Source organism: Endozoicomonas sp., assembly GCF_051008435.1.
Taxonomy (GTDB): Bacteria; Pseudomonadota; Gammaproteobacteria; order Pseudomonadales; family Endozoicomonadaceae; genus Endozoicomonas_A.
Map to the genome: position 1 here is coordinate 1 of NZ_JBPCXO010000344.1, position 24605 is coordinate 24605.

The window sequence follows — 24605 nt, forward strand, 5'->3', positions numbered from 1 at the left end:
AAGAACAGCCATGAGCGAAGAACAGCCATGAGCGAAGAACAGCCATGAGCGAAGAACAGCCATGAGCGAAGAACAGCCATGAGCGAAGAACAGCCATGAGCGAAGAACAGCCATGAGCGAAGAAAAGCCATGAGCGAAGAAAAGCATTTTGCTTAATCCTGAAACGACCAGGATAGAAAAAGTTGACGTAGCAGAGTGCTTTTCACGATAAAAAGTGCAGGAGAGAGGCATGAGTGAGCGTGGCAGGCTGAACACAGCCCGGCGCTGGGTTGTCAAAATAGGCAGTGCCCTGTTAACCGATGAAGGGCGCGGTCTGGCCATTGACCAGATTGATGGCTGGGTTGATCAGTTGTGCGAACTGCGCAGTCAGGGTATTGAGCTGGTTCTGGTGTCATCCGGAGCGGTAGCGGCGGGTATGGAAAAGCTCGGGTGCAAGGAGCGACCGACCGCTTTGAATGAACTTCAGGCTGCTGCTGCGGTAGGTCAGACGCGATTGGTTCAAACCTGGGAGAGCAGCTTTCAGAGGCGTAATGTTCAGCCGGCGCAGGTCTTGCTAACTCATGCTGACCACAGTAATCGTCAGCGATATCTTAATGCTCGCAGTACTCTCAGAACCTTACTGGATATGGGCGTGGTTCCCGTTGTTAATGAGAACGATACTGTTGTGACCGATGAGATCCGATTTGGTGACAACGATACTCTCGGGGCTTTGGTTGCCAATTTGGTGGAAGCAGATGTTCTGGTGATTCTGACGGATCAGGACGGTTTGTATACCGCTGATCCTCGCAAAGATCCGGATGCACAATTGATGAGTGAGGTTCGGGCTAAGGATTCAGCTTTGGATGCAATGGCCGGTGGTGGCAGTGGTCGCCTGGGTCGTGGAGGCATGCAAACCAAGCTCCGGGCAGCCCGTCAGGCAGCGGCTTCAGGCGCGGCGACGGTAATCGTGGGTGGCAAGATCGATAATGTCATTCGTCGTCTTTATGAGCAGGAAGCTTTGGGAACTCTGCTGACTCCGGAGCATGAGCGAATGGCTGCTCGCAAGCAGTGGTTGCAGGGGCATATGCAGACCTCTGGTCAATTGGTGCTGGATGCGGGAGCGGTAAATGTGCTCAAAAACCAGGGTAAGAGTCTTCTTGCTGTGGGAGTAAAGGCTGTAGAGGGTTGCTTTCTGCGTGGCGAGATGGTGGCTTGCGTTGATGAGTCAGGCCATGAAGTGGCTCGTGGCCTGATCAATTATGGATCCGATGAAGCCCGGAAGATTATCGGCAAGCCCAGCCATATGATTGGTGAGCTGTTAGGTTATTCGGGCGAGCCTGAGCTTTTGCATCGAGACAATATGGTGCTCGACATGGTGCTCGACATGGTGCTCGACGGACATTAATTCTGCAGTGGGATCAGATATGAGGCTTCATGATCTGATCCCAGTTCTCATACTGTTATTTCTGTTTCTTTTTCCACATTAAGGTCGCAGCTTTTCCTAAGTGGCCGCCAATCCAGCCAGCCTTACCCGCAATCCATTTTGATTGTTTGGCTGCCCAGCCAATCATGAGGAAGTTGGTGGCTACGAACTTTTTGCCGTAATAAGGCCAGTTTCTTGCACTGATGCGATCGCTGTTTTCGTCGTAGTTGAAAATGGGGATCCAGTCTTCCAGTGGGTAACCTGTAGCTCTCTCGAAGACAATATTAAAACCGGCCTGAGCCAGTGCAAAGCCCATGGCCTGAGTTGAGGTCATACCAAAGTACTTGGCTGCGGCTGTTCTAATGGAGTTAACGGTAAATGCACCTATGGCAACTTGTTGGCTCAGAACGGCCCATGACGTGATGGGTACGGTGGCGTGGTCTGCTTTTGCAGTACGTAGCTTCTGGTATTCTTCTTTTACTGAGGCTTGGGCGTATCCTCCAGTCTCCCAGCCGTTATCATAGTCTGCCCCCTCGTTTTGCTGGTAGAGAAGGCCTGCTTGAGCTGCAATGCCGGCGGTGTTCATTGCCAGTATGGTGAGTGAGTTCCAGACACCTGTCTGATGGAATGAAATACCTACTGCTAATGACAGTACATAGTAAATGGTGTATTCGGGCGTTCCGCTCATGGTGAAGACCAGAGGTGGAATCAAGAGAAGCATACCGGTGTTTCTGCTTATCAGGCTGCTGAGCCCACTGCTTGAAACGGTGGAGCCTTTCTGATCCAAGTGCACGTCACCAGACCTTTTAATTTTCTCCTGTGTATCTTCTGGAGGCATCATGTCGCCAGATCTTTTCACTTTCTCCATATCTTCCGGGGGCATCATGTCGTTAGATCGCTTGAAGATCTCTATAGTGTCCTCTGCAGGGATGGTGCGGTAAGTGAACTCGTAACCGTCTCTGGAGCTCAGGGTGGTGAGTTCCAAGTCGGCTCTCGTAAAGGCGTCAGAGATCTTCTGAAGGGTTTCCTGATCAGCGCTGCTGGCGACCGTGTTATTGTCAATTTTGACACTGGCCCTGATCTTTGAAAGCTCGCCTGTGCAGACGACGTTGGGGAGTGTGGGGAAGTCTGATACTGTCTTTTGTGCTATCGCGGCAGCCTCGACGGGGTTTATTCGGTAGTCAAATTTGGCTACCCCCATCTCAGTAATCATTTCAGTAGCGGTGCCTTTCGGGGCGCAAAATACCAGAGTGCTCTGCTCTGGGGTGGGCGAGGCGTAAGAGAGTGTTGTGGTGAGACAGGTGAGAGCTAGTAAGAATAAGGAATAAACAAACCGCATGGTTAAGATCCTCGTTGAGAGGGGTAGGAAGAAACAATGCGGAAGTATAGTTGTGAATTTTAAGTTTCAATTTGTAAAGGCATAAAAAAAGCCGGTAAAAACCGGCTTTTTTTATCATGCCCTTGCATAGCAAGGGCACACAATTATGCAGACAGAGCTTTGATCTGTGCATTCAGGCGGCTTTTATGACGAGCAGCTTTGTTCTTGTGGATGATGCCTTTGTCGGCCATACGGTCGATCACTGGCACAGCCGCAGTGTATTCAGTTTTAGCCAGCTCAGCGTCTTTAGCTTCGATGGCGCGAACTACTTTCTTGATGGAAGTACGAACCATGGAACGCAGGGAAGCGTTGTGAGTACGACGCTGTTCAGCCTGACGGGCGCGCTTCTTGGCGGATGGTGAGTTAGCCATTTGTGGTGCTCCTAAGAATCTTAATTAACCGTTTGCACTGTCTTTAAACAGGGCTGCTTCGGGCACCCTGTTGGAGTATGGAGTTTGCCGCGTCACTGGTTAAATCCCCCGGGCAAGGGTTTCACCAGTGCCATACCCATACAGTCAAGTCGCGGAATCATGCCTATTTGGACTGGGGTTGTCAATAAGGCTTCTTGACGTTATAGCGCGCAAACCCGCATGATGCTGTTAATGGTTCTGACAACTGAGTAGTATTGCCGGTTTTTGATCGTTTGAGCGACCTGAATGTCCACAGAGAACTTATCAGAAAGCCCTCAGAAGAGCGGGGGCGGGGGGAAATCGCCCAGTTTGCTGAGATCGAGCCTGGTGGTGGGCATAATGACCATGCTTTCCCGAGTGTTGGGACTGGCTCGGGATGTGGTTATTGCTGGGTACTTTGGTTCCACTGCGTCGGCCGATGCCTTCTTTGTTGCTTTTAAAATTCCGAATTTTCTTCGTCGGCTGTTTGCGGAAGGGGCTTTTTCTCAGGCTTTTGTTCCGGTGTTATCAGAGTATCGCACCCAGCGCAGCTTCGATGAGGTACGTTACCTGGTCAGTCGGGTGAGCGGCACTCTGGCTGTTTTTCTGCTGCTGGTCACAATGATCTGTATGCTGGCCTCCCCGATATTGATCCGCCTGTTTGCTCCCGGTTTCATGGATTACCCTGAAAAGCTTTTGCTGGCCGGAGAGATGCTGAGAATTACTTTTCCTTATCTCTTGCTGATCTCATTGACGGCCCTGGCTGGCTCCATTCTCAACAGCTATAACCGGTTTGCAGTGCCTGCTTTTACCCCGGTTCTGCTGAATCTCAGCCTGATTGGCGCCACACTGTTTCTGACGCCCTGGTTTGATGAGCCTGTTATGGCTTTGGCCTGGGGGGTTGTGATAGCCGGCGTATCTCAGTTGCTCATGCAAATTCCTTTCCTTTTACAGATTCGTTTGCTGCCTGCTCCAAAATGGGATCATAAGCATGAAGGTGTCAGGCGAATCATGAAACTGATGATTCCTGCACTATTCGGGGTATCGGTCAGCCAGATTAATTTATTGTTGGATACCGTACTGGCTTCTTTTCTGGAAACCGGGAGTGTGTCCTGGCTTTATTATTCTGACCGCCTGTCAGAGTTGCCACTGGGTGTTTTTGGTATTGCCATTGCTACAGTGATACTGCCCAGTCTCTCTCGAAAACATTCGGAGGACTCCGTAGGGCAGTTCTCAAAAACACTGGACTGGGCCATTCGTCTTGTCTTGTTAATTGGTGTTCCTGCCGGTGTGGCGTTATTTATTCTGTCAGAGCCTTTGTTGGCAACATTGTTTGATTATGGCGAAATGCAGAACCGGGATGTCATTATGGCAGGTATGAGTCTGAGAGCTTATTCTCTCGGGCTAATTGCCTTTATGCTGATTAAGGTGCTTGCACCGGGCTATTTTGCCCGACAGGACACCAAGACTCCGGTCAAAATTGCCATTGTGGCGATGGTGGCCAATATGGTTTTCAATTTGATGCTGGTTTTCTGGCTCAAACATGCTGGTCTGGCTCTGGCTACCACTTTATCCGCCTTCTTGAATGCCGGGTTGTTGTTCTGGGGATTAAAGCGCTCGGGGGTATTGACTCCAGAATCGGGTTGGCTGCTGCTCTTGGGACGTTTGCTCTTTGCGAATCTGGCTATGGCTTTATTGTTGCTCTGGATGGCAGGTGATACTGTCTGGTGGCTGGATGCAACACTCTGGCAGCGAGCACTGGAAATGACGAAGGTTGTCATTGCAGGGCTGTCTGTATACCTGGTGGCACTGTTAATTGCCGGTGTGAGACCTGCTCATTTCAGGCATTGATCGCTCGTATCTGGCAGGTGTATTTTTTCTGTATGTCACGCGTTCTTTGCTAAGTTTCATGAGCTGAGCCGTCAGCTCATGAAAAAAGAGCGGTGATTTCATGAACATGGCTCTTAAGTCCAAAACGCTCCTGAGATATAATCCCTGCTTTTGCCAGCCTAACAGAGAATAAACCGCCCAATGCAGTTGATTCGCGGAATGCACAATATCAGACCAGAGCATCGCGCCTGTGTTGCGACTATTGGTAATTTTGATGGTGTTCATCTGGGGCACCGCACTATCCTGGAGACACTGCGACAGCAGGCCTTCGAGTTGGGCGTCAGGGTCTGTGTGATCACTTTTGAGCCTCAGCCCCGGGAGTATTTTCAGGGCGATCAGGCGCCGACAAGGCTTTCCAGTCTGAGAGAAAAACTGACTCTTCTGGAAGAAGCTGGCGTTGATGAGGTACTTTGTCTGCCTTTTAATCAGAAGCTGCAGAACCTGACACCGGACGAATTTGTTATGAAGGTACTGGTGGATGGGCTGGATATACGCTATCTGATAGTGGGTGATGATTTCCGCTACGGGCTGAACCGGCAGGGAAACTTTGCTCATCTGAGAAAAATGGGCGATCAGTTCGGGTTTGAAGTCTGTGATACACGAACCGTATCCATGGATATGGACCGTATCAGTAGTACCCGGATTCGTGAACAGCTGACGGGTGTGGATCTCGAAGCGGCAGAAAAACTGTTAGGACGTCCCTTTACCATGATGGGGCGTGTCATTAAAGGCCAACAGTTGGGAAGGCAGTTGGGCTTTCCGACAGCAAATATCCGTGTCTGCAGGCAAACACTGCCCATACAGGGCGTGTTTGCCGTCAGGGTATGGTTAGACGGGCGAAGCCATGATGCAGTAGCGAACCTGGGCGTCAGGCCTACCGTGAATGCTACCCGGGCCATGCTGGAGGTGCACCTTCTGGACTACCAGGGTGACCTTTATGGTCATACTTTGCGGGTTGAATTTATCAAGAAGATCCGCAATGAGAAAAAGTTTGAATCGCTGGATGCCCTCAAGGCAGCGATTGCTGATGATGTAGAAGCCGCAAGAAGCTTCTTTCACCAAACAGCCTGATGAGTTTATTAACATTTTTCATCCATTCTCTACGGTGGAAAATGTTGCAGTGAAGATTGACGAGGAACGTCGTTCAGATTTCCCTGAACGGAAGTTCTTAAAACAGTTTGGGATGACTTTTGTGAGCTATGAACATTTGTGTCTGGCAATTAAGCCCGCGAACTGTCTGGTTCACAAGACGTGTGATGATGAGATCCAACTATGACCGACTATAAGCATACATTGAACTTGCCGGAGACTGATTTCCCGATGCGTGGAAATCTGGCCAAGCGTGAGCCTGAAATGCTCAAACGCTGGTACGACGAAGAGCTTTACGAAGAGATTCGCAAGGTGTCTGACGGTCGTGACAAGTTCATTCTGCATGATGGCCCTCCGTACGCCAATGGCAACATTCATATCGGTCACGCGGTCAATAAAATCATCAAGGACATGATCATCAAGTCCAAGACCCTCAGCGGTTTTGACGCGCCTTACGTGCCAGGCTGGGACTGTCACGGTCTGCCAATCGAACACAAAGTCGAGGGCATGCTGGGCAAGGCGGGTGACAAGGTTGATTTCAAAACTTTCCGTGCCAAGTGTCGAGAGTATGCTGCCAGGCAGGTTGATGGCCAGCGTGAAGACTTTAAGCGCATGGGTATCCTGGGCACCTGGGACAAACCGTACCTGACCATGGATTTCCAGACCGAAGCCGACATTATTCGGGCGCTGGGCAAGATAACGGACAATGGTCACCTGGTAAAAGGTTATAAGCCTGTTTACTGGAGTGTGGTCGGTGGCTCTGCTCTGGCTGAAGCTGAAGTGGAATACCAGGAAAAAACCTCCACCCAGATTGATGTGCGTTACGCTGCTCTGGATGAAGCTGAACTGCTTTCTGCTTTTGATTTTGAAACTCAGGATCAGGGTGAAGGTGAAGTTGCGGTAGTTATCTGGACCACCACTCCCTGGACTCTGCCATCATCCCAGGCAGTGACTCTGGGGGCAGAGCTGGGTTATGCCTTGATACAGTGTCAGGTTAACGGTCAGCCTGCACGACTGATTCTGGGCGAGCAGCTGGTTGAGTCTGCCATGCAGCGTTATGGCATTGAAGATTACACTATTATTGCCCGCAGTCTGGGTGCCCGACTGGAAGGCAAAAAAGTTGCTCATCCTTTCTACCATCGCGAAATTCCACTGATCCTGGGTGATCATGTCACTACGGATGCAGGTACAGGCTGTGTTCATACAGCACCTGACCATGGTGTGGACGACTTTAATGTCGGCAAAAAATACGGCATAGACACACTGAACTATCTGGACGATGCCGGTATTTATCGCAGTAATGTTGAATTGTTTGCCGGTGAGCATGTTTACAAAATCGATCCAAAGATTGTGGACGTGATTGAGGAAAAAGGTCGTCTGCTGGCTCAGGCCAAAATGGTACACAGTTATCCACATTGCTGGAGAACCAAGACGCCACTGATTTTCCGTGCGACACCACAGTGGTTTATCAGCATGGAGAAAGAAGGCCTGCTGAAAACAGCTATGAAATCTCTGGATAATGTACAGTTCACTCAGGACTGGGGACGCAATCGTTTGGAGTCGATGCTGGGACAGAGTCCTGACTGGTGTGTCTCACGTCAGCGGACCTGGGGGGTGCCTATTGCTCTCTTTATCCACAAGGAAACCGAAGAGCTGCACCCAGAGACTTCTGCCCTGATAGAAAAGGTTGCCCTGAGAGTTGAACAGGAAGGCATGGATGCATGGTTTGACTTGCAGCCTGCGGACCTTCTGTCAGCAGAAGATGCTGAAAACTACGTTAAGGTAACGGATACTCTGGATGTCTGGTTTGACTCGGGTGTAACTCATTATTCTGTACTGGATCGTCGCGATGGTTTGCGTTCACCTGCGGATATTTATGTAGAAGGTTCTGACCAGCATCGTGGCTGGTTCCAGTCTTCCCTGAAGACCGGAATTGCTACCAAAGGCGTGCCTCCATACAAGCAGCTGTTGACCCATGGTTTCACTGTCGATGCCAATGGTCGAAAGATGTCGAAATCACTGGGTAACGTCATTGCACCTCAGAAGGTGTTCAAATCCCTGGGTGCCGATATTCTACGTCTGTGGGTTTCTGCGACTGATTACACTGCAGAAATGACTGTATCTGACGAGATCCTCAAGCGCACGGCAGACAGCTATCGTCGTATTCGCAACACGGCTCGTTTCCTGCTGTCTAACCTGAACGGCTTCAACCCTGAAACCGACAGTGTGGCCTGGGACGATATGTTATCTCTGGATCGTTGGGCAGTTGATCGTGCCATGCGCCTTCAGGAAGAAGTCATTGAAGGGTATGACAGTTACAACTTCCTGAATGTTTATCAGAAAGTGCATAACTTCTGTTCTCTGGATCTGGGTGGTTTCTATCTGGATATCATCAAGGACCGTCAGTATACGACTCAGTCAGACAGCCTTGCGCGTCGTAGCTGTCAGACTGCGATGTTCCATATTATGGAAGCATTTGCTCGCTGGATTGCTCCGATCACAAGCTTTACGGCCGATGAAATCTGGCAGGCTATCCCTGGCAAACGCAGTAAGTCTGTGCTGTTGGAAACCTGGTATGACGACCTGAGAAGCCTGGAAGGTGATGAGTTGGGTCGTGACTACTGGAATTCAGTCATGACAGTAAAGCATTCTGTCAACAAAGCTCTTGAAGATGCTCGTAAAGAGAGCGTTATCGGTGGTGGTCTTGAGGCAGAAGTCACTTTGTATGCTAATGATGAACTGCTGGAAGCTCTGGGCAAGCTGGGTGATGAGCTGCGCTTTGTCCTGATAACTTCTCAGGCTGAACTGAAGCCTCTTTCAGAAGCAGCAGGCTCCGACGCTGTGGATACTGATATTGAAGGTCTGAAAGTTGCGGTTCGCAAGTCCGAACATGAAAAGTGTGACCGCTGCTGGCACCGTCGTGAAGACGTTGGCACTATCGAAGCACACACTACTCTTTGTGGGCGTTGTGTAGAGAATGTTGAGGGTAAAGGCGAAGTTAGACAATTTGCCTGATATCTTGAATGAAGCCTGAAGAAATGCCCGACACTGTTCGGGCATTTTTTTAAGCTGAACTTGCTAATGCACGTGGCTGTTAATGGGGGAATGCGAGTGGCGTTGCTATTGGCAAAAATAGTGGTCTCGGTGGCGGCGGTAATGGCTCTTTCGGTCATTGCAGAACGGGTCAGTACCCGAGTGGCGGGCGTACTGTCGGGTTTTCCTCTGGGTACGGCTATCACCATTTATTTTATTGGTCTTGATCAGGGGCCAGATTTTGTAGCCGAGGGGGCTTTCCATACTTGCCTTGGATTTGTTGCTTCACTAATGCTGGCAGTCAGCTGGTATCTGGTCAGCCAGAAAATCAGAGAAGGGGCGGCTTTTTATGCAGCGCTCATTTCAGTCCTGGTCTTTCTGATCATTGCTCTGGTCTTGAAGTTCATCCCGGCCAATCATTTGACCGCACTCTTGCTGCCGTTTTTAGGCATCTATCTGTCTGTACGGTTTCTGGCGCCTGTAAAGAATATCAAGATTGAAGGTCGAGCTCGTTCCAGTTGGAAGCTTCTGCTGATAAGGGCGGTGCTTGCCACATTGATTGTTTTGCTGATTACAGGTGTAGCGGAAAGTGTGGGTGCGACCTGGTCAGGGCTGTTCAGTGCATTTCCTGTCACTGTTTTTCCGCTGATATTAATTATTCATAAGACTTACGGACCATTGCATGCTCAGACACTGATCAAGAATTTTCCCTACGGATTGGGCTCACTGGTGCTCTACGCCTATTCCATTCACTGGAGCTATCCCTCTTTAGGGGTGAAATTTGGTACAATCGTTTCTCTTCTGGTGGCTGTACTGTATATGGTGGTTATCTATTTCTGGACCACAAGAGCAGCGAGTCAGGCAGTGGAAAGGTAAGTTTCTTTGGTTATTGTCTTAGAATATTATCTTCTATTTCGGTTTGTTACCATATCGTTATTTATGTGACTCGACATAAGATTTAGACTGGGACAGGCTAGTGCCCATGGCAAATGAACAATAGTTTAAAACAGGGCCTCAATGGTATGAGAAACAAATCCTGGGGAATGCTCCACTGGTTGTGGATCAGCGGAGTGGTTCTGATTCTGGATCAGGTGGTCAAGCACCGCATAGTAGACAGCTTTTATCTTTATGAGCAGATGACTGTCATTCCATCCTTTTTCTCACTGACTCTGGCCTATAATACCGGCGCTGCTTTCAGCTTTCTGAGTGATCAGGGCGGCTGGCAACGATGGTTTTTTGTTGCTGTGGCGGCAGTCGTCAGCCTGATGCTGGTCAGCTGGCTTATCCGGATGAAGAAAGAGGAAAGCTGGCAGGCTTGCTCAATGGCTCTGATACTCGGAGGTGCTCTGGGCAATCTCTATGATCGGGTCATGAATGGCTACGTCGTGGATTTTCTGCTGGTGTATTATGATGGCTGGTATTTCCCATCCTTCAATCTGGCCGATGTGGCGATCACCATCGGAGCTGCCATGCTGATTCTGGATATGTTCCGGTCTCATCCGGAAACCAGTCAGAACTGAGTTTTATGGGATGATGAGGCGGCCGACATCTAGGAGCCTGACCGAGAATAGCGCTTGAGCATAAAGTTCAGTAGAACGAGGCAAATTTTTCACTCAATTTGTGCGAATAGTTGACCTATTTAAACAAATTGAGTGGAAAGTATGGCCGTTCTTTCTGGACTTTAGGCCGAGCTGTCTATTCTCGGCCAGGCTCCTAGGATGCGGCTGCCAATGTCTTTGAATGGATTTTTCGAAAGCAGGTTTAGAAAAATAATGTCTGATGTTGTGGTAGGACCAGGAAGGCAGGTAACTCTGCACTTTGCTCTGAAGCTGGAAGACGGGCAGGTGGTAGACAGCAACTTTGATAGTCAGCCTGCCACCTTTGTCGTCGGTGATGGCAATCTGCCTAAGGGGTTTGAACAGGTTATCTATGGTTTGTCAGTGGGAGGTCAGGGCAGTTACAGAGTGCCACCCGCTGGTGCCTTTGGTATGCCTAACCCGGAGAACATCAGGGAATTTTCCAGAGACACTTTCTCTGGCGATATGGAACTGCAGGAAGGTTTGGTGGTTTCATTTGCGGACGCTGCCAATACTGAGCTGGCTGGAGTTGTCACAGGTCTGACAGACAGCCATGTTGAGGTGGACTTCAATCACCCACTGGCAGGTAAAGAGTTGTTGTTTGAAGTGAAAATTCTGAATATCACTCAAGCAACTCATACACCAGAAAAGAGTGCTGAGGCATGAAAATCAGGCTGGCAAATCCCCGGGGATTCTGTGCAGGCGTTGACCGGGCTATCGACATCGTTAATCGGGCTCTGGATGTTTTTGGGCCTCCTGTCTATGTGCGTCATGAGGTTGTTCACAACAAGTTTGTGGTAGAAAACCTCAAAGACCGTGGCGCCATATTTGTCGAAGAGCTTCATCAGGTACCGGATGATGTGATTGTCATTTTCAGTGCCCATGGTGTATCCAAAGCTGTTGAAGCGGAAGCTGATCGCCGTGGTCTGAAAGTTTTTGATGCTTCCTGCCCACTGGTCAAAAAAGTCCATATGGAAGTGGTTCGCTACTCTCGTGATGGCATGGAGTGTGTACTTATTGGTCATGATGGTCATCCCGAAGTGGAAGGTACTATGGGTCAGTACGATGACTCCAAAGGCGGGAAAATGTATCTCGTTGAAACAGAAGACGATGTACAGAAGCTTGAAGTGAAAGATCTTGAACATCTTGCTTATGTCACCCAGACAACGCTTTCCATGGACGACACCGCCCGGGTGATTGATGCCTTGAGAGCCAAGTTTCCGAAAATTCAGGGACCACGCAAAGATGATATCTGCTATGCCACACAGAATCGTCAGGATGCTGTGAAAGCTTTGGCAACAGAGTGCGATGCTGTGTTTGTTGTGGGTTCTGTTAACAGTTCTAATTCCAATCGTCTTCGTGAGTTGGCAGAAAGAACCGGTGCCTTTGCCTACCTGGTCGATGGTGCGGACGATATTCAGCCTGCGTGGCTGGAAGGTAAACAAAGCCTGGGTATCACAGCCGGTGCTTCGGCTCCGGAAGTGCTGGTTAAAGGCGTTATCAATCGTTTGATTGAATTAGGTGCAGAAGAGCCTGAAGAGCTTGAAGGCGAAGAAGAGAATGTTGTTTTCACCATGCCTAAAGAGCTTCGGATTGTAGAAGCCTGATACATCAATTAGCAGGACTTCAGGTGTTTACCCAATTCTCTATCTGAAGTTCTGATACTCTTTCAAACTCTTTTGTATTGTTGGTTACAACAGTGAGGTTCAGGCTGAGAGCATGCCCTGCTATCAGAGTATCTACGGGACCTATTGGTGTGCCAAGCTTTTTCAACTCACTTCTTACGTTCCCTGAGTGCTTGGCAGCACTTTGATCAAAGCTCAGGATAGGCAAAAGGGCAGTAAAGGCCTCAATGGCTTTTAGCTGTCTGTCAGGGTTATTGGATTGGAAGGCTCCATACATTAGCTCGTAGTAGGTTAAGGCTGAAATGGCTACTGAATTGATGTGTTCTGTTAAGGCTTGTGCAACTTCTTTGGGTCTATTGTTTAACGTATAGATGCAAGTGCATGTGTCCAGGAGGTAACTGATCATTTCAATGGCTCCCTTTCTTGATGCTCTCCCTGATCTCGTTCAAAGGGTTCAGGCTGGAGTGCTTCCAGCCTTTTAAAAACATCATCCCAAGTATTTTCGATGGGTGTAATGATTAATGATTTGCCTTCTTTTCGAATATTGACTTTCTTTATGTCACTGGAGAAAGCCAGTTCTTTAGGCACTCTGACCGATTGAGTTTGGTTGTTGAGAAAAATGGTTGTTTCCATGATCAATCCTTATTTCAATAGGGTATATATATCTGTGTATATACAGATTAGCAGAGTGAACTGATAGTGTCAGAATAATGTGGCTGCTTTCATTTTAATGCAGGGTGGGTTTGTTATTCTGATTTTTCTAACTAGGAAGTTTCGCTATGACTTTTCAAACTGATTCTGCCTTCAAACCAAGAATGATGGGTGCTGTGCCTGTACTTGAAATTGATAACGGTTTTGCCAAAGCGATGGTTTCCCTGCAAGGGGGGCAGGTCTTAAGTTATCAGCCAAAAGGTCAGGAAAAAGTCCTCTGGATGAGCCCGTTGGCAGACATGTCAGAGGGTAAGGCGATTCGTGGTGGAGTCCCTGTATGCTGGCCTTGGTTTGGCCCTCGAAAGGAAGGTGGCCCCAATCATGGCTTTGCCCGCACCGAACTCTGGAAGCTGGAGCTGGCTGAAACTCTGAAAAATGATGAAACAAGAGTGGTGCTGTCTCTGCCCATTGAAAGTATTTCAGAATGGGAGGGGAATTCAGGTTTGAGAATAGAAATAATCGTGGGTGAAACATTAAAAATCAGTCTGACCTCTAAAAATACTGGCCAGAAGAAAGTAGAAATCAGTCAGGCTTTACACACCTATTTCACTGTTTCAAACACTGATCTGATCTGGATTGAAGGCTTGGACGGTGAGCGTTATCTGGATGAAGCCGATGAGAGTAGAGCCTGTATTCAAGAAGGGGATGTAACCATACAGGGGGAAGTCGACAGAACCTATATTGACGACACCGAAACCTGCATCCTTCACGACCCGGGGTTAGGCAGAAAAATCACTATCAAGAAATCTGGTAGCAATGGTACCGTTGTCTGGAACCCAGGACCGGTTCGCGCTGAAAAAATGCATGATGTGCCCACTCATGATTACAAGTCCATGGTTTGTGTAGAAACTATCACCCTCCCACAAGTTCCAGTAGAGCTGGAGCCTGGGCAAAGTCATGTTTTGACTGCTGAGATTTTTGTTGAGTGATTGGTTTTTTGTTTTAGGTAGGAAGCCCTCATTTTTGCTGAGGGCTTTTTTTGTGGTTAGTTCCAGGCGTTGGCGAGAGTTCCACTGCCGCCTCGTTGTCCCAGGGAGGTCAGAGTTATGGTGTCTCCGGCAGTTATCCCTGATGCACCGGTAGCTGTTGCAGTCAGGGTGTAAGCTGCTCCATTGGGAACAGCAATAGTAAGGTTGAAGTTTGCTTGGCCAGATTCAGGGCTTTGTCTGTGATAAACATCAGGTGCTCCATTATCTATACCTCCAACAGCAGCACTTAGATAGGAACCATTCTGAGCTCTGTGTCTTTCCATAGCATTTGCAAGCCCTACAAGCGAAGCACGCGCATCAGTAGTAGCGTTATCCTGAACGTATTGGTTATAGCTAGGAATTGCTACTGCAGCTAGGATTCCAATGATTGCTATAACAATCATCATCTCTATCAGGGTGAAGCCTACTTCTTTGGTTTTTACATCTTTCATGACTATCTAACCTGTCTCCAGTAACTGCTGCCTTCAAAATTCGGGCAAGCTACTTCTTCACCATCGGTTCCATTAAACATCAGGCATGTTGAGTCGCTTCCTGATGGTTCACCACCTGGTGGAGTTCCACCACCGCCACCTGGTGGAGTTCCACCACCGCCACCTGGAGGAGGATTTTCACCACCGCCACCTGGAGGAGGAGTTTCACCACCGCCACCTGGTGGAGGAGTTGCTCCATCTTTTCGTAAGCGAATGAATACGCTGGCATCGACAATACCATTGGTATTAATCCGGTCGCGATCAATAACGTGTCCGTCCAGACTTGCTTTCCATGCCCAACTTCGGCCAGTTACTGCTGAACAAGTGTTTGTAGCATCCGACTCGGGTGTAAAGCTGCTGAAATAAATTCCACTGTTATAAATAGTGGGGTCACTCAGAACTTTTTCATGCAAGCCAGGTATGGTCGACATTCTGAGATACCAACCGTTCTCAAGAGTGTCAGAGCCTGTTGGTACAGATGTCACATGATCGCCATCACTATTTTGTGAGTAACTGATTTCTACCAGATCGTTATTATTCACGTTGTACATAGTATGTTCAGGTACAGATAGTTTGGACTTATGGTTGCCGTCGTTGCTGTCAGGACTAAAACTGGGGTTGTATAACTCCTCACTGGTAATGAAGAAAAAGCGATCTTCAGTATGCTGGTTGATTCTTCCCAATGGGTCAGAGCGTTTTCCACTGCCCATGGCAATACCAATATTAAGGCGTCCGTTTCTTCCGAAAGTTGTAATATCGGGGCGAGTATAGAACTTGCGCGCGTTCTGTGCTTGTATGGTCTGAGATGTGCCTTGAGCCGTTGGATAACCGATGTATGCCATGACACCATCGTCGGTATCCCAAGTACCACTGTCGTCAGAGTCACTTGGCCAGACGAGATTATCCAATTCACTTCTTGATGTAACAGTGCAATGAGAGTTGCTGTATACACCTTCAGAATTTGAAATGGGTATGCACTGATTCAGGTATAAGCGCCAAATCTGACCTCCAGTATCTCCGAAAAAAATCTGATCGGGGAATCCATCACCCTGAACATCCGCCAGGCTAACCCCTCCAGGAATACTGTATTGCATCTTATCCAGTTTTAGTGAGGCAGTATTATCAGGACTTGCATGCCATAAGAGCTCTCCCGAACTTGCATCAACAATGTATATTGCATTACCCATTGTGTCTGTCTTGTAAATTGCAGAGGCATCCTGACTGTTATCGTAGCCGCCCGAAAAGACAAGTACATCGATGGTTTCAGTAAAGTTACTGCTGGTTTTGTTATCTGTCGAGCTGTCGAATGTCTTGCCTATTCTAATTTTTGTTTTAATGGGTTTAGACCAGGTTTGTCCAAGGCGACTGAAATTACCATCACCTCCCCGAATAAACCAAAGCATTTTAGGGTTGTTTAAATCCGTTACATCCAATGCATAATAATTGCGTCCGCCGCGACGCATACCCACATAGGCATAAATAAACTCACCAGGGTTCAAAGTGTCGCTGGGTATCAGTTTAGTATCGCTGTCATCATCGTAGTCCAGAGTGTCTGCACCACCATAAATTACACCATTACCATTTAAATCATTGACCCATAAGGTAATGTCACCATCCAAACCATAGGGTCGACCTTGCTGTCCAGGTACGCGGCTTGTTGTATTGTCTTCCTCGAGAGTATCCAGTATTGGCAACAACTCTTGTGGAATAAACGAGAAGTATTCCATGTTGTGCTCTTGACCGGATATAGGGGTGGTGTTGAATGCATGGAACATTCCGTCATTACTTCCAATGAACAGAGCAAGCTCTAGGTTTTCTTCACTGCAGCTGTAGAGGTTGTCTTCAGTTTGATTACGACAACGGTAATTTGCCAATGCAGGTGTTGAGTGAAGGGGGTCTCCCATCCAGGTGTTAGGGTTTCTTACCCAGTTTATTAACTCATTCCTTCTAGAAACATTGGCATCGTCCAGGCCAAAAAGGTCTGGTGTCAGATTTGAATTCGTTACTTTCAGTTGTTGGCTATCGGCTGCAATAGAGATGGATGTGCCGGCAGGATTCTGGCCGACATAGGTGAAAATTTTACGGTTGTCTATAGAATTCAAACGACTGGCTGCACCACCTACATCAACATTCTTTCCATCTTGCGTAGCGCTCCAAAAACTCTTGGAAGCGTCAGCAAAGAAACCTGTTTCCTGATCGATAGCCGGTAAAGGGGGGGTACTTCCGTCATAAATTTCTGTGGAGTCATTACTGTCAGTGAGCAACTGGTACTTTTTAAGGTTTCCTATCCAGCGATCGGTGAGAGAGGGCTTGAAGACGCTGTAGAAAATCTTGTTCAAGTGCTGGGACTGGTTGAATGAGTTTGCAGCAACGCCTGGTGCTGCAAAAGTACTTTCCTTATCAAGAATGCCATTAACGATGTCAGTGAAAGCATCTGCAAGATCCTGAGCGTTGCTTGCCTCATAGTAGCCTGCTTCGCTATCGGGCTTGGTTCTGTCTCTTCCCTGATAGGCTAAATTCTGCATGAACTGTTTGGCGTTCTGATCAGCTTGTGTTGCAAAAGCGATTGTGTGAGTGGTTACTACGTTATCAGAGTCAACAGTATCGACAAGATCATTCGTAGCCATCCAGTTTGCCAGAGATCTACCACACTTTTCACCATCGTAGTATGCATCTCCAGAACAAGTCTGGCCAATAAGGCTGGCAATACCATTTTTGGCTGTATTGGTATTACTATTTGCTTGTCCGTCAGTCAGTAATACGAGATGGTTAGATTGACAGGAGTTAACGATGGGGCTGTTGCTTCCTCCAAAGCTGCTTGTGTAGTAATTGGCAGCATCGTACATGCTCGGAACAATGGGGGTTCCTCCTCCAGCCGACATATTTTCAACAAGGGATACAAGATGATCTTTAACTCTGTAGCCTGCACTTGTGTCGATGCCTCCGTTTGCAACTTTGAGTATCAATCGAGGGGAAGAGGAGGGGCTATTGTCGTAACTTCTTACATGTCGTTCACCACCTGTGGCCTTAAGGATCAAGGTCAGATTATTGCCAGCCTGCCAGCCATTCCTGCTGATGACTTCAGTGATGACATTTTTTATATCTGGTGAGCGATAGGTGGTGCCAGTACTCCAGCTTTCCTGAATTGACCAGTCAGCCTTTGCAGAAGTTAAGCTGCTGCGATGTGTGATATTTCTGTAGCCACTGGCAAATGCTGACGAAGTATCCTGATCCTCTGCCTGAATGCGGATAGACATGTTGCCTGATTTATTATTATGTGAGGTTAACTCAAGATAGGCTTCCAGAATGGTGGCATTTTTCTTCAGGGGTAATCTTGGATAATGAAGACCGCCTGTAGAATAGGTGCTGGAATTACCACCCATGCGGATTTCATTGTTATATAAATATATACCTCCGCTAGAGTTCCACTCATAGGCATCCTGATCTGAACCATTAATACGTGTATTAATGGTAGAAGTTATGCAACCTGCTCCGTTTGCGGGTGGAGTGTACTGAACCACAAGGCGAGGCTTTTTAGCATTGTTTCCGTCAATGCTGTAGGCAGTCCGGTTTCCACTGCCAGAGCTCTTGCTGATATAAAAGGTGCTGCTGTCATTTCCACACCAATTACTATCGTTAACAACCTCTTGAAGCAAGGTTGCTACATCGACCTCATGAACACTAGGGTCTTCGGAAGTTCCCTCAGACCAGCTTCCGGGGGTCCAGGATATTGGGCCATATTTTTGCCTGCTGCTGAGATTCTGATGACTTTGAGAAAATGGGGTATTGTGGTTGCCCGTCGGCTTTCCTGCATAGATATTAAGAGAGACAGAGTCAGAACTATTCTCAGTGGAGGTAAATTCTATTTTTGCACTGTTAATTGTTGAGCCACTGGGTATACCAACTGACTGGAAGCGAACACCCGCTATTTTTTCTGTAATGCTCTCGGGTACAGAATATTTTATATATAACTTAGGGGCAGAGTTTGCATTGTTTCCATTAGCGTGTTCTTTATATATATGGCGATTTTCTGGTGACCCTCCAATGACTTCCATAAACAGTGCCAGATTATTCAGCTTCTCACCAGCAGTCCAGTTGAGTGATGAATCATTTAGAATTGATTGTATAACATTTGATATATCTTCAGTTTCTCCGTTGGTATTATCTGACCAATCATCAGGAGTCCAAATATAACTAGCGGAAGTTCGGGCTCTATGGCCATAACTACTATGGTTTGGTCCCATAGGTTGTGGGTTTTTCGCCAGCTCCGCATCAATTTTAATTTCTACAAACTCATCTGTGGTATTCGTGCTGCGAAATTTAATATGGGCCTCTTCGATAATAGCGTTGTGCGGTATATCGAGATTTCTGAAATAAAGCCCATTCAATTGAGTATTATAAAATGAATAGTATGATGTGTTATACCAGATTGAACTATCTATAATTAGCCCTTCAGGGCTATCATAATAATGCTCAAGCTGATATGTCTGTTCTTGATCGTTTATAGCAGGGTTACTTTCTTCACCAAGAATCAGGATATTCGAAGATGTGGTTACGGCTCCTGTTGTTAGATCCTCAGTAGCATCGTCAGTCGAATCTAAAAGTTCAGGTGTTCCAGCCAGAAGAATATCTGAACCGTAAAGTGCATCAATATCCGAAACAGGAAAAGTAAGTCGGCTTGATTCTCCTGATCGAGCGTGCAATTTCATTAAGCCCGCATTAATATCAGATGCATTTGCCATAATGTCGCCAAATGACTGTTTGAGAACATCAAGACGAGAGTCTTCTCCATAGCCAGCATCGTAGTTATCTGTAAGTGACCAATCCATCGAACCTGAGTTATCTAGGATGAATAGAACATTGGGCTTAATTGAGCTGTCATAATTAGGATTGCTCAAAAAAATATCGGTATCATCACTCCAGGTTGAAGTGCTGGAGGTCAGTAAAAGAGACGTAAGTAGCGTTATATTTATTGATTTAAGTTTCATGGAGGCTGTTCCTATTACTCCAGTACGGCTTTAATAAAACCAGCCTCAAGTTCTGTGACTGTATTCGCGTTATTCATATTTGCATTGCTGACAGTTCGAAAGCGGTAGAGCTTAAGACCATCCGAACGCAAACCTTGTCCCTGGACAATGCCTACTCGAGTGGTGGTTGCCTGAGCTGTAACTTGAGAACCAGAGGTGTCAGTAAATGTGAAATCTTGTGTGTATTCGTCTTCTCCTGCCTGATCAACAGCAAACTTAAAGTTCATAGCGTTTTCATTCTGGCTTAAGCCGCTTTCAGCAGCTTGAAACGTTGAGTTTTTTTGTTGAACTGTCAGAGAAATGCGCTGATCCAGTGTTGAATAGCGTACTGATCCGATTGCAATAACGGTGACCAGAAGCAAGATAATCAAAGAGATGAATAGAATTGCACCTCTTTCAGAGTTATAGGGGGCTCTTGTATTCATTTCTGATTATCCCCGATTTCTTAAGTTAATTGTTGTGGTAAAAACTCTTCTGAGGAGACGGTCATTAGCAACAAATTGATCATTTGCACCAGCCGTATTCAGAATAGGGAAAGTTTGCTGATTAGCCTGAGGAAGTACAACTGCTCTGGAGACGGCAATTAGACTGATTCTGACTTTTCTTAGGTTTTGCCATTGGCAGTCACCTGCGGCATTACCAAAGTCGTTTATGTCGCAGTATCTCAGGGCACTATTATCGATAACGCCATACAGAACTTGCATGTTTTCAATGCCGTCGACCATGTCAACACCATCACGGCGCAGTGTCGTTCCGTTAATGTCGTATATTAGACCTTGTGGTGCACCTCCTACCATGCTGCCCACTCTAAATAATGGATGTCTCTGATTACATGGGGTATTCGGAGTACATGTAGCTTGGAGAACCATATCACTGGTATCAATATTTTGTTGTGGGGTGATTTGAGTCGTATTTACCGCACCCGCATTTGGAGTAAATATGGCAACGTTCTGGCAGTCGGAAACAAGGAATATATCATTGGCATCGTATGTAACAGAGTTTTCGAGAGTGATATTACCCGCAGCAAAAAAATTGCTGACTTCAGTATCAGCAAACTCTTCTGATGCTGTAAACATCATTAAAGTATCATTGTTTGTGCCATTGCCTTCTGTTCCGCCTAATGCCTGAGCTGCAAAATTGAGCACGGAATTATTCATTGAGGTCATAGTAGATGGCGCACAATCTCCCTGGAAGCCAGCCATTCTGATGTCACGCTTAATCATATCCATAGCTATTCGAGCACTCTCTCTGATTTCAGAAAGTGCAGTTTCAGTCGCATTGGAGTTTAATGAGTCAGCAAACATTCGGGTTACTCCCAGCATTAATAGAGCGCTAAGAGCAATTGCTACCATGAGTTCAACAAGGCTAAGACCCAATTGTTTTGAATTGTTTGACTTCATATTTCAAAACCCATTTCGTAGCTTCGTTGTAAAAGTTGTCTTGATCCGCTATCGGATTCCTGCCAGTTGATTGTCAGAGTAAATTGGTTATTGTTCTGTGTTAACGTTGCCGTGGCACCGGCAATTGAGGGCTGCCAGTTGTTGCCATCCAACCCTATGTTATTCACATCAACAATATGATCCAGCCACTCTCTGATATCATGCGCTGCAAGTTGATCTGGATTGCAGCCTCCAGCAAAGATACAGGCAGGATCATTAGGGGCAGCTAGCTGCCCATTTCCGTAGCTACCATCGAGAGCTGCTTCTCTGTTATTTCTCATCCTCTCCGCCAGGTCATATGCTAGAAGGGCTGCTTGTGTTCTTGAGGCTGCCCCTTGAGAAGATTGACTACCGAGAAGCTGAAGACTGGCCATTCCCAGAAGTCCGATGGCCAAAACCAGGACCGCTACAAGAATTTCAATGAGAGTAAATCCCTGTACCTTCTTTGAGGTGAATTTATTCTTGATCATTGTATCCTCGCTTGTCCGGAACCATTCAGCTGAATCGTTCCACAGAAGGCTGCGCCTCTGGCGTCACAAATAGTTAGTTGAATAGGTACGTTAATTTGCCCGTCTTGGCCAAAATCAACTTGGGCTAAATTGACTTGATTGCCTCCTTCAAGAGGAGCAAAAATCTGAAGAGCGTTTGCATTGTCAACATCTAGGACAATAAACCCTGTTGACCAGTCAACACTATTACAATTCGCCTGATCGTTTGATCCACAAACCCTTATATCTGTATTTCTTGCCGATGCTTCGCTTCGTGCGAACTGAAGCGCACCCAAAATACGGTTGGTCTGAGATGTAATCCTGCTGTTCTGGATCGATGTATCGAAGCTGGGATAGGCAATACTGGCCAGAATCGCCAGTATTGCTACGGTGATCATCAGCTCTATCAATGTAAAGCCGGAATATTTAGCTGGAATTTGAACATCCATGAGAAAGTAATTCTTATTCTTGGTTATCGGTGCTTCTATGCACCAGGCAGTGTGCTGCATCTTTGCATGGCAGAGTTGAACACAATGCATTTTCAGTTGGCAGTTGATACCGATAATCGGTAATTGATCCGGATAAGCTGCGGTAACTACGTGACTTTATGTGATCTATCGCAGGTTTTTATCCCTATAAATAACGAGGTTTTAGCCGCTAGTCGGTTGAAGTGATCTTGCTATCTGGCTCTCTGGTCGGGCTTTTCAGGTTTTCCCTCAAGTACAGCTAAAGTGCGTTATGAAGTTGGGAAACCTTCTTCCTCGCATTTTTATGAAAAATATTTTTCGCATTGTTCTTATTATTTTGAGGCGAGCAAAAAATGTTTTTCTTGCGCTATAGGCATCGGTGCAGGGAACTGATTATGGTGTTCGGACCCGGTCAAAAGCGGATGAGTAGAGCAGGGATGACTCTTCCTGAAATGCTGATCACACTGTCTGTTTTTGCAATTCTTATCGCTATTACAGCTCCCTCTTTGAAAGATATGCTGGCCGATCGTCGTGTAGCGGCCAATACTCAGTCGCTTTTTGGCAGCATGCTGCTGGCTCGCAGTGAGGCAATTAAACGACGCAGCCCGGTTTCAATCTGCAAGTCCAGTGACGGGACTGGGTGTGATAACTCACTCACTAACTGGAACACCGGGTGGCTGGTGTTTGAAGATGAAGACGCCGATGGGGCTCTGGAAGCAGATGATCGATTAATCAGAGTATTTGATGATTCAGATCCCCTTGTTTCAATGCAGTGGAACAATGGCAATACATTGGGCTTCAATCATCATGGTCAAGCCAGGAAGGCAGGCACTTTTACTTTATGCGAAGCCAATTCCAGTGGCTTTGAAGCCAGACAGATTGTCCTGAGTCTCACCGGTAGAGCAAGGGTGTCAGAGTCGGGAACGTGTAATTGATCAGATTGTGACAAGCAGTGAGGTGCGTATGAAAGGAAGTACACGCAACCTGAGCAGCCATGAGCGGCTGAAACAATTTTTCGTCGCTCTGGCTGACGAAAAGTTTTTCAATATAAAAAGAACGGTATACCAGAGAGGTATTGGCCTGATTGAGGTTATGGTGGCGCTTCTGGTGATATCGGTGGGTGTGCTGGGCATGGCTGGTCTTCAAACCAAAAGCCTTCAGCATAACCAGTTTGCTTATCTCCGCTCCCAGGCTGTCATTATCGTCAACGATATGATGGACCGAATTCGTGCTAACCGAACGATAGCGGCCAGTGACAGTGATTACGTTGTTACTGAGACGGAACATGTTGCTGCTGGTTGTACCACCAATGACTTTATTAATAGCTGCGAATCGGGATCCTGCAGCGAATCTCAACTGGCCACTTACGATTTGCAGCAATGGAAATTCCAGATGGCCTGTCAGTTGCCCGATGCAACAGGATCTATTGCTATAGAGAATACTTCCTCCGGCCGTGTTTATGTCATTACTCTGAAATTCAATGATTCCCATAGCGCTCAGGCAGCACGAGAAGTGGTGCTGAGGAGTGCTTTATGAATGTGGGCATAATCAGACAAGCAGGTCTATCTCTGGTCGAGATGATGGTGGCCATGCTGTTGGGTTTGATTCTAATAGCCGGTATTGGGCATCTTTTTCTCAGCGCCAATCGCACTTACCTATTGCAGGATGAACTGTCCCGTATCCAGGAAAACGCTCGTTTTGCTATTGACCTGATTGCTCGTGATGTTCGTATGGCGGGGTCAACAGGGTGTCCTTTCAGTTCTGAGTTGGCCAATGCAGTCTTTACCAGTACAGATAACCGTACCTGGATGGCTCATTTTGATAAGGGCATTCTGGGCATCCCACTGGCGAATAATTCCAGAGTCGATAGTGACGCCATATCAGAAAGTATTGTGATTCATAGAGTCGATCAAGAAAACAGCTTATCGGTTACCAGCCACAATACCGGAACAGCACGCATGACGCTTTCCGCCCCTCATGATTTTAATCAGGGTGATCTTCTTGCAGCTGTTCGCTCTGACTGTCAGGGGGTTTCTGTTTTCAAAGCAGGAGCCAATACTACGGGTTCAACCGTCTCTCATGAGTCAGGTACCAGTGGTACATTGTATAACTGTACCAGTCAGCTAGGCGGTACCTATAACTGTTTAACCTCTGCTGCTGATGCCAAAGGTGAGAATCATACAGGCTCACAGATCCTACCACTGTCGTCAGTTGTGTATTACCTGAGAGAAAGCAATGGTGTACCCAATCTATATCGCCGTTTGGCAGGCGAAACCACGTCCGGTGCCATAAATTCTGCTGAAGCTCTGCTCGAAGGGGTAGAGGGTTTAAACCTGCGTTATGGCTATGACAGTGATGCAGATGGTATTGCAAACCAATATCGAACAGCTGCCGATATTAGCTTATTCAGTCTGGATTGGCGAAACGTAACCAGTGTCAGAATGGAGATACTGGTTAGAAGCTTTCAGGAAGTCACCGATACCCCACAGTCCTATTTTTTTGCCGGTACTCGGGTAACGCCGACAGATAATTATTTACGCAGAAGCTTTGTGATCACGATGGAGTTGCGGAATCGTATTCCGCAGTGAGGGTAGCTCAATGAAGAGCTCAATGAAGAGTTCAATGAAGAGC

Annotated in this window: 22 protein-coding genes; 12 read left to right on the forward strand and 10 right to left on the reverse strand. The window is 47.1% G+C overall.

The genetic code is table 11. The features are described from left to right. The first annotated feature begins 229 nt into the window (after window positions 1-229). Window positions 230-1384, forward strand: coding sequence for a glutamate 5-kinase (gene proB, locus ACR2PX_RS17290; protein WP_434000607.1), 1155 nt, complete (start codon window positions 230-232; stop codon window positions 1382-1384). 55 nt (window positions 1385-1439) lie between these two features. Here the strand turns inward: proB and ACR2PX_RS17295 are convergent, their stop codons facing one another. Together ACR2PX_RS17295 and rpsT are read right to left on the reverse strand one after the other, a co-directional pair. Continuing rightward, the gene (locus ACR2PX_RS17295; protein WP_434000608.1) at window positions 1440-2741 is read right to left on the reverse strand and encodes a hypothetical protein; all 1302 of its coding nucleotides are present in this window, start codon (window positions 2739-2741) and stop codon (window positions 1440-1442) included. A gap of 143 nt (window positions 2742-2884) precedes the next feature. Next, window positions 2885-3151: a 30S ribosomal protein S20 gene (gene rpsT / locus ACR2PX_RS17300; RefSeq protein WP_062268589.1), complete on the reverse strand. Its 267-nt coding sequence runs from the start codon at window positions 3149-3151 to the stop codon at window positions 2885-2887. A gap of 285 nt (window positions 3152-3436) precedes the next feature. Between rpsT and murJ the strand changes: the two genes are divergently transcribed. The 7 genes from murJ (at window position 3437) to ispH (ending at window position 12365) form a co-directional block, all read left to right on the forward strand. Continuing rightward, window positions 3437-5020 (forward strand): murein biosynthesis integral membrane protein MurJ, encoded by a 1584-nt coding sequence (gene murJ / locus ACR2PX_RS17305; RefSeq protein WP_434000609.1) that lies wholly within the window; start codon window positions 3437-3439, stop codon window positions 5018-5020. Window positions 5021-5200: 180 nt separating this feature from the next. Next, a complete protein-coding gene (gene ribF / locus ACR2PX_RS17310) occupies window positions 5201-6130 on the forward strand; it encodes a bifunctional riboflavin kinase/FAD synthetase (RefSeq protein WP_434000610.1) in 930 nt (309 codons plus the stop codon). 201 nt (window positions 6131-6331) lie between these two features. Further along, complete coding sequence (gene ileS, locus ACR2PX_RS17315; protein ID WP_434000611.1) at window positions 6332-9163, forward strand: isoleucine--tRNA ligase; 2832 nt, start codon at window positions 6332-6334, stop codon at window positions 9161-9163. A 66-nt stretch (window positions 9164-9229) separates the two neighbouring features. Beyond that, on the forward strand, window positions 9230-10057 hold the full coding sequence (locus ACR2PX_RS17320; protein WP_434000612.1) for a hypothetical protein: 828 nt from the start codon (window positions 9230-9232) through the stop codon (window positions 10055-10057). 146 nt (window positions 10058-10203) lie between these two features. Next, window positions 10204-10701: a signal peptidase II gene (gene lspA / locus ACR2PX_RS17325; RefSeq protein ID WP_434000613.1), complete on the forward strand. Its 498-nt coding sequence runs from the start codon at window positions 10204-10206 to the stop codon at window positions 10699-10701. 252 nt (window positions 10702-10953) lie between these two features. Then, on the forward strand, window positions 10954-11424 hold the full coding sequence (locus tag ACR2PX_RS17330; RefSeq protein ID WP_434000614.1) for an FKBP-type peptidyl-prolyl cis-trans isomerase: 471 nt from the start codon (window positions 10954-10956) through the stop codon (window positions 11422-11424). Continuing rightward, window positions 11421-12365: a 4-hydroxy-3-methylbut-2-enyl diphosphate reductase gene (gene ispH / locus ACR2PX_RS17335; RefSeq protein WP_434000615.1), complete on the forward strand. Its 945-nt coding sequence runs from the start codon at window positions 11421-11423 to the stop codon at window positions 12363-12365. The genes ACR2PX_RS17330 and ispH overlap by 4 nt, the downstream gene beginning before the upstream one ends. Before the next feature lie 19 nt (window positions 12366-12384). Here the strand turns inward: ispH and vapC are convergent, their stop codons facing one another. Both vapC and vapB read right to left on the reverse strand, forming a co-directional pair. Then, window positions 12385-12789 carry a type II toxin-antitoxin system tRNA(fMet)-specific endonuclease VapC gene (gene vapC / locus ACR2PX_RS17340; RefSeq protein ID WP_434000616.1) on the reverse strand — a complete coding sequence of 135 codons (405 nt, stop codon included), beginning with the start codon at window positions 12787-12789 and terminating at the stop codon, window positions 12385-12387. Further along, entirely contained in the window at window positions 12786-13016 is a 231-nt protein-coding gene (gene vapB / locus ACR2PX_RS17345) for a type II toxin-antitoxin system VapB family antitoxin (RefSeq protein ID WP_434000617.1), read from the reverse strand. The genes vapC and vapB overlap by 4 nt, the downstream gene beginning before the upstream one ends. A gap of 146 nt (window positions 13017-13162) precedes the next feature. On the opposite strand from vapB, the gene ACR2PX_RS17350 reads away from it, so the two are divergent. Continuing rightward, entirely contained in the window at window positions 13163-14023 is an 861-nt protein-coding gene (locus tag ACR2PX_RS17350) for a D-hexose-6-phosphate mutarotase (RefSeq protein ID WP_434000618.1), read from the forward strand. Between the two features lie 56 nt (window positions 14024-14079). On the opposite strand, the gene ACR2PX_RS17355 is transcribed toward ACR2PX_RS17350, so the two are convergent. The 6 genes from ACR2PX_RS17355 to ACR2PX_RS17380 are packed head-to-tail and all read right to left on the reverse strand — an operon-like array spanning window position 14080 to window position 21956. Beyond that, a complete protein-coding gene (locus ACR2PX_RS17355) occupies window positions 14080-14514 on the reverse strand; it encodes a type IV pilin protein (RefSeq protein ID WP_434000619.1) in 435 nt (144 codons plus the stop codon). Between the two features lie 2 nt (window positions 14515-14516). Beyond that, window positions 14517-19541 (reverse strand): pilus assembly protein, encoded by a 5025-nt coding sequence (locus ACR2PX_RS17360; protein WP_434000620.1) that lies wholly within the window; start codon window positions 19539-19541, stop codon window positions 14517-14519. Window positions 19542-19555: 14 nt separating this feature from the next. Beyond that, window positions 19556-20005, reverse strand: coding sequence for a PilX N-terminal domain-containing pilus assembly protein (locus ACR2PX_RS17365; protein ID WP_434000621.1), 450 nt, complete (start codon window positions 20003-20005; stop codon window positions 19556-19558). 6 nt (window positions 20006-20011) lie between these two features. Then, the gene (locus ACR2PX_RS17370; protein WP_434000622.1) at window positions 20012-20980 is read right to left on the reverse strand and encodes a PilW family protein; all 969 of its coding nucleotides are present in this window, start codon (window positions 20978-20980) and stop codon (window positions 20012-20014) included. Continuing rightward, window positions 20977-21489 carry a type IV pilus modification protein PilV gene (gene pilV / locus ACR2PX_RS17375; RefSeq protein ID WP_434000623.1) on the reverse strand — a complete coding sequence of 171 codons (513 nt, stop codon included), beginning with the start codon at window positions 21487-21489 and terminating at the stop codon, window positions 20977-20979. The genes ACR2PX_RS17370 and pilV (ACR2PX_RS17375) overlap by 4 nt, the downstream gene beginning before the upstream one ends. Beyond that, entirely contained in the window at window positions 21486-21956 is a 471-nt protein-coding gene (locus ACR2PX_RS17380; protein WP_434000624.1) for a GspH/FimT family pseudopilin, read from the reverse strand. The genes pilV (ACR2PX_RS17375) and ACR2PX_RS17380 overlap by 4 nt, the downstream gene beginning before the upstream one ends. Window positions 21957-22369: 413 nt before the next feature. Between ACR2PX_RS17380 and ACR2PX_RS17385 the strand changes: the two genes are divergently transcribed. From ACR2PX_RS17385 to ACR2PX_RS17395, 3 genes are read left to right on the forward strand one after another with little or no spacing between them, the layout of a single operon-like run. After that, window positions 22370-22909, forward strand: a complete 540-nt coding sequence (locus ACR2PX_RS17385) for a GspH/FimT family pseudopilin (protein ID WP_434000625.1) — start codon at window positions 22370-22372, stop codon at window positions 22907-22909. Window positions 22910-22937: 28 nt separating this feature from the next. Further along, window positions 22938-23510, forward strand: coding sequence for a type IV pilus modification protein PilV (gene pilV, locus ACR2PX_RS17390; RefSeq protein WP_434000626.1), 573 nt, complete (start codon window positions 22938-22940; stop codon window positions 23508-23510). Beyond that, the gene (locus tag ACR2PX_RS17395) at window positions 23507-24562 is read left to right on the forward strand and encodes a PilW family protein (protein ID WP_434000627.1); all 1056 of its coding nucleotides are present in this window, start codon (window positions 23507-23509) and stop codon (window positions 24560-24562) included. The genes pilV (ACR2PX_RS17390) and ACR2PX_RS17395 overlap by 4 nt, the downstream gene beginning before the upstream one ends. The last annotated feature ends 43 nt before the right edge of the window (window positions 24563-24605 follow it).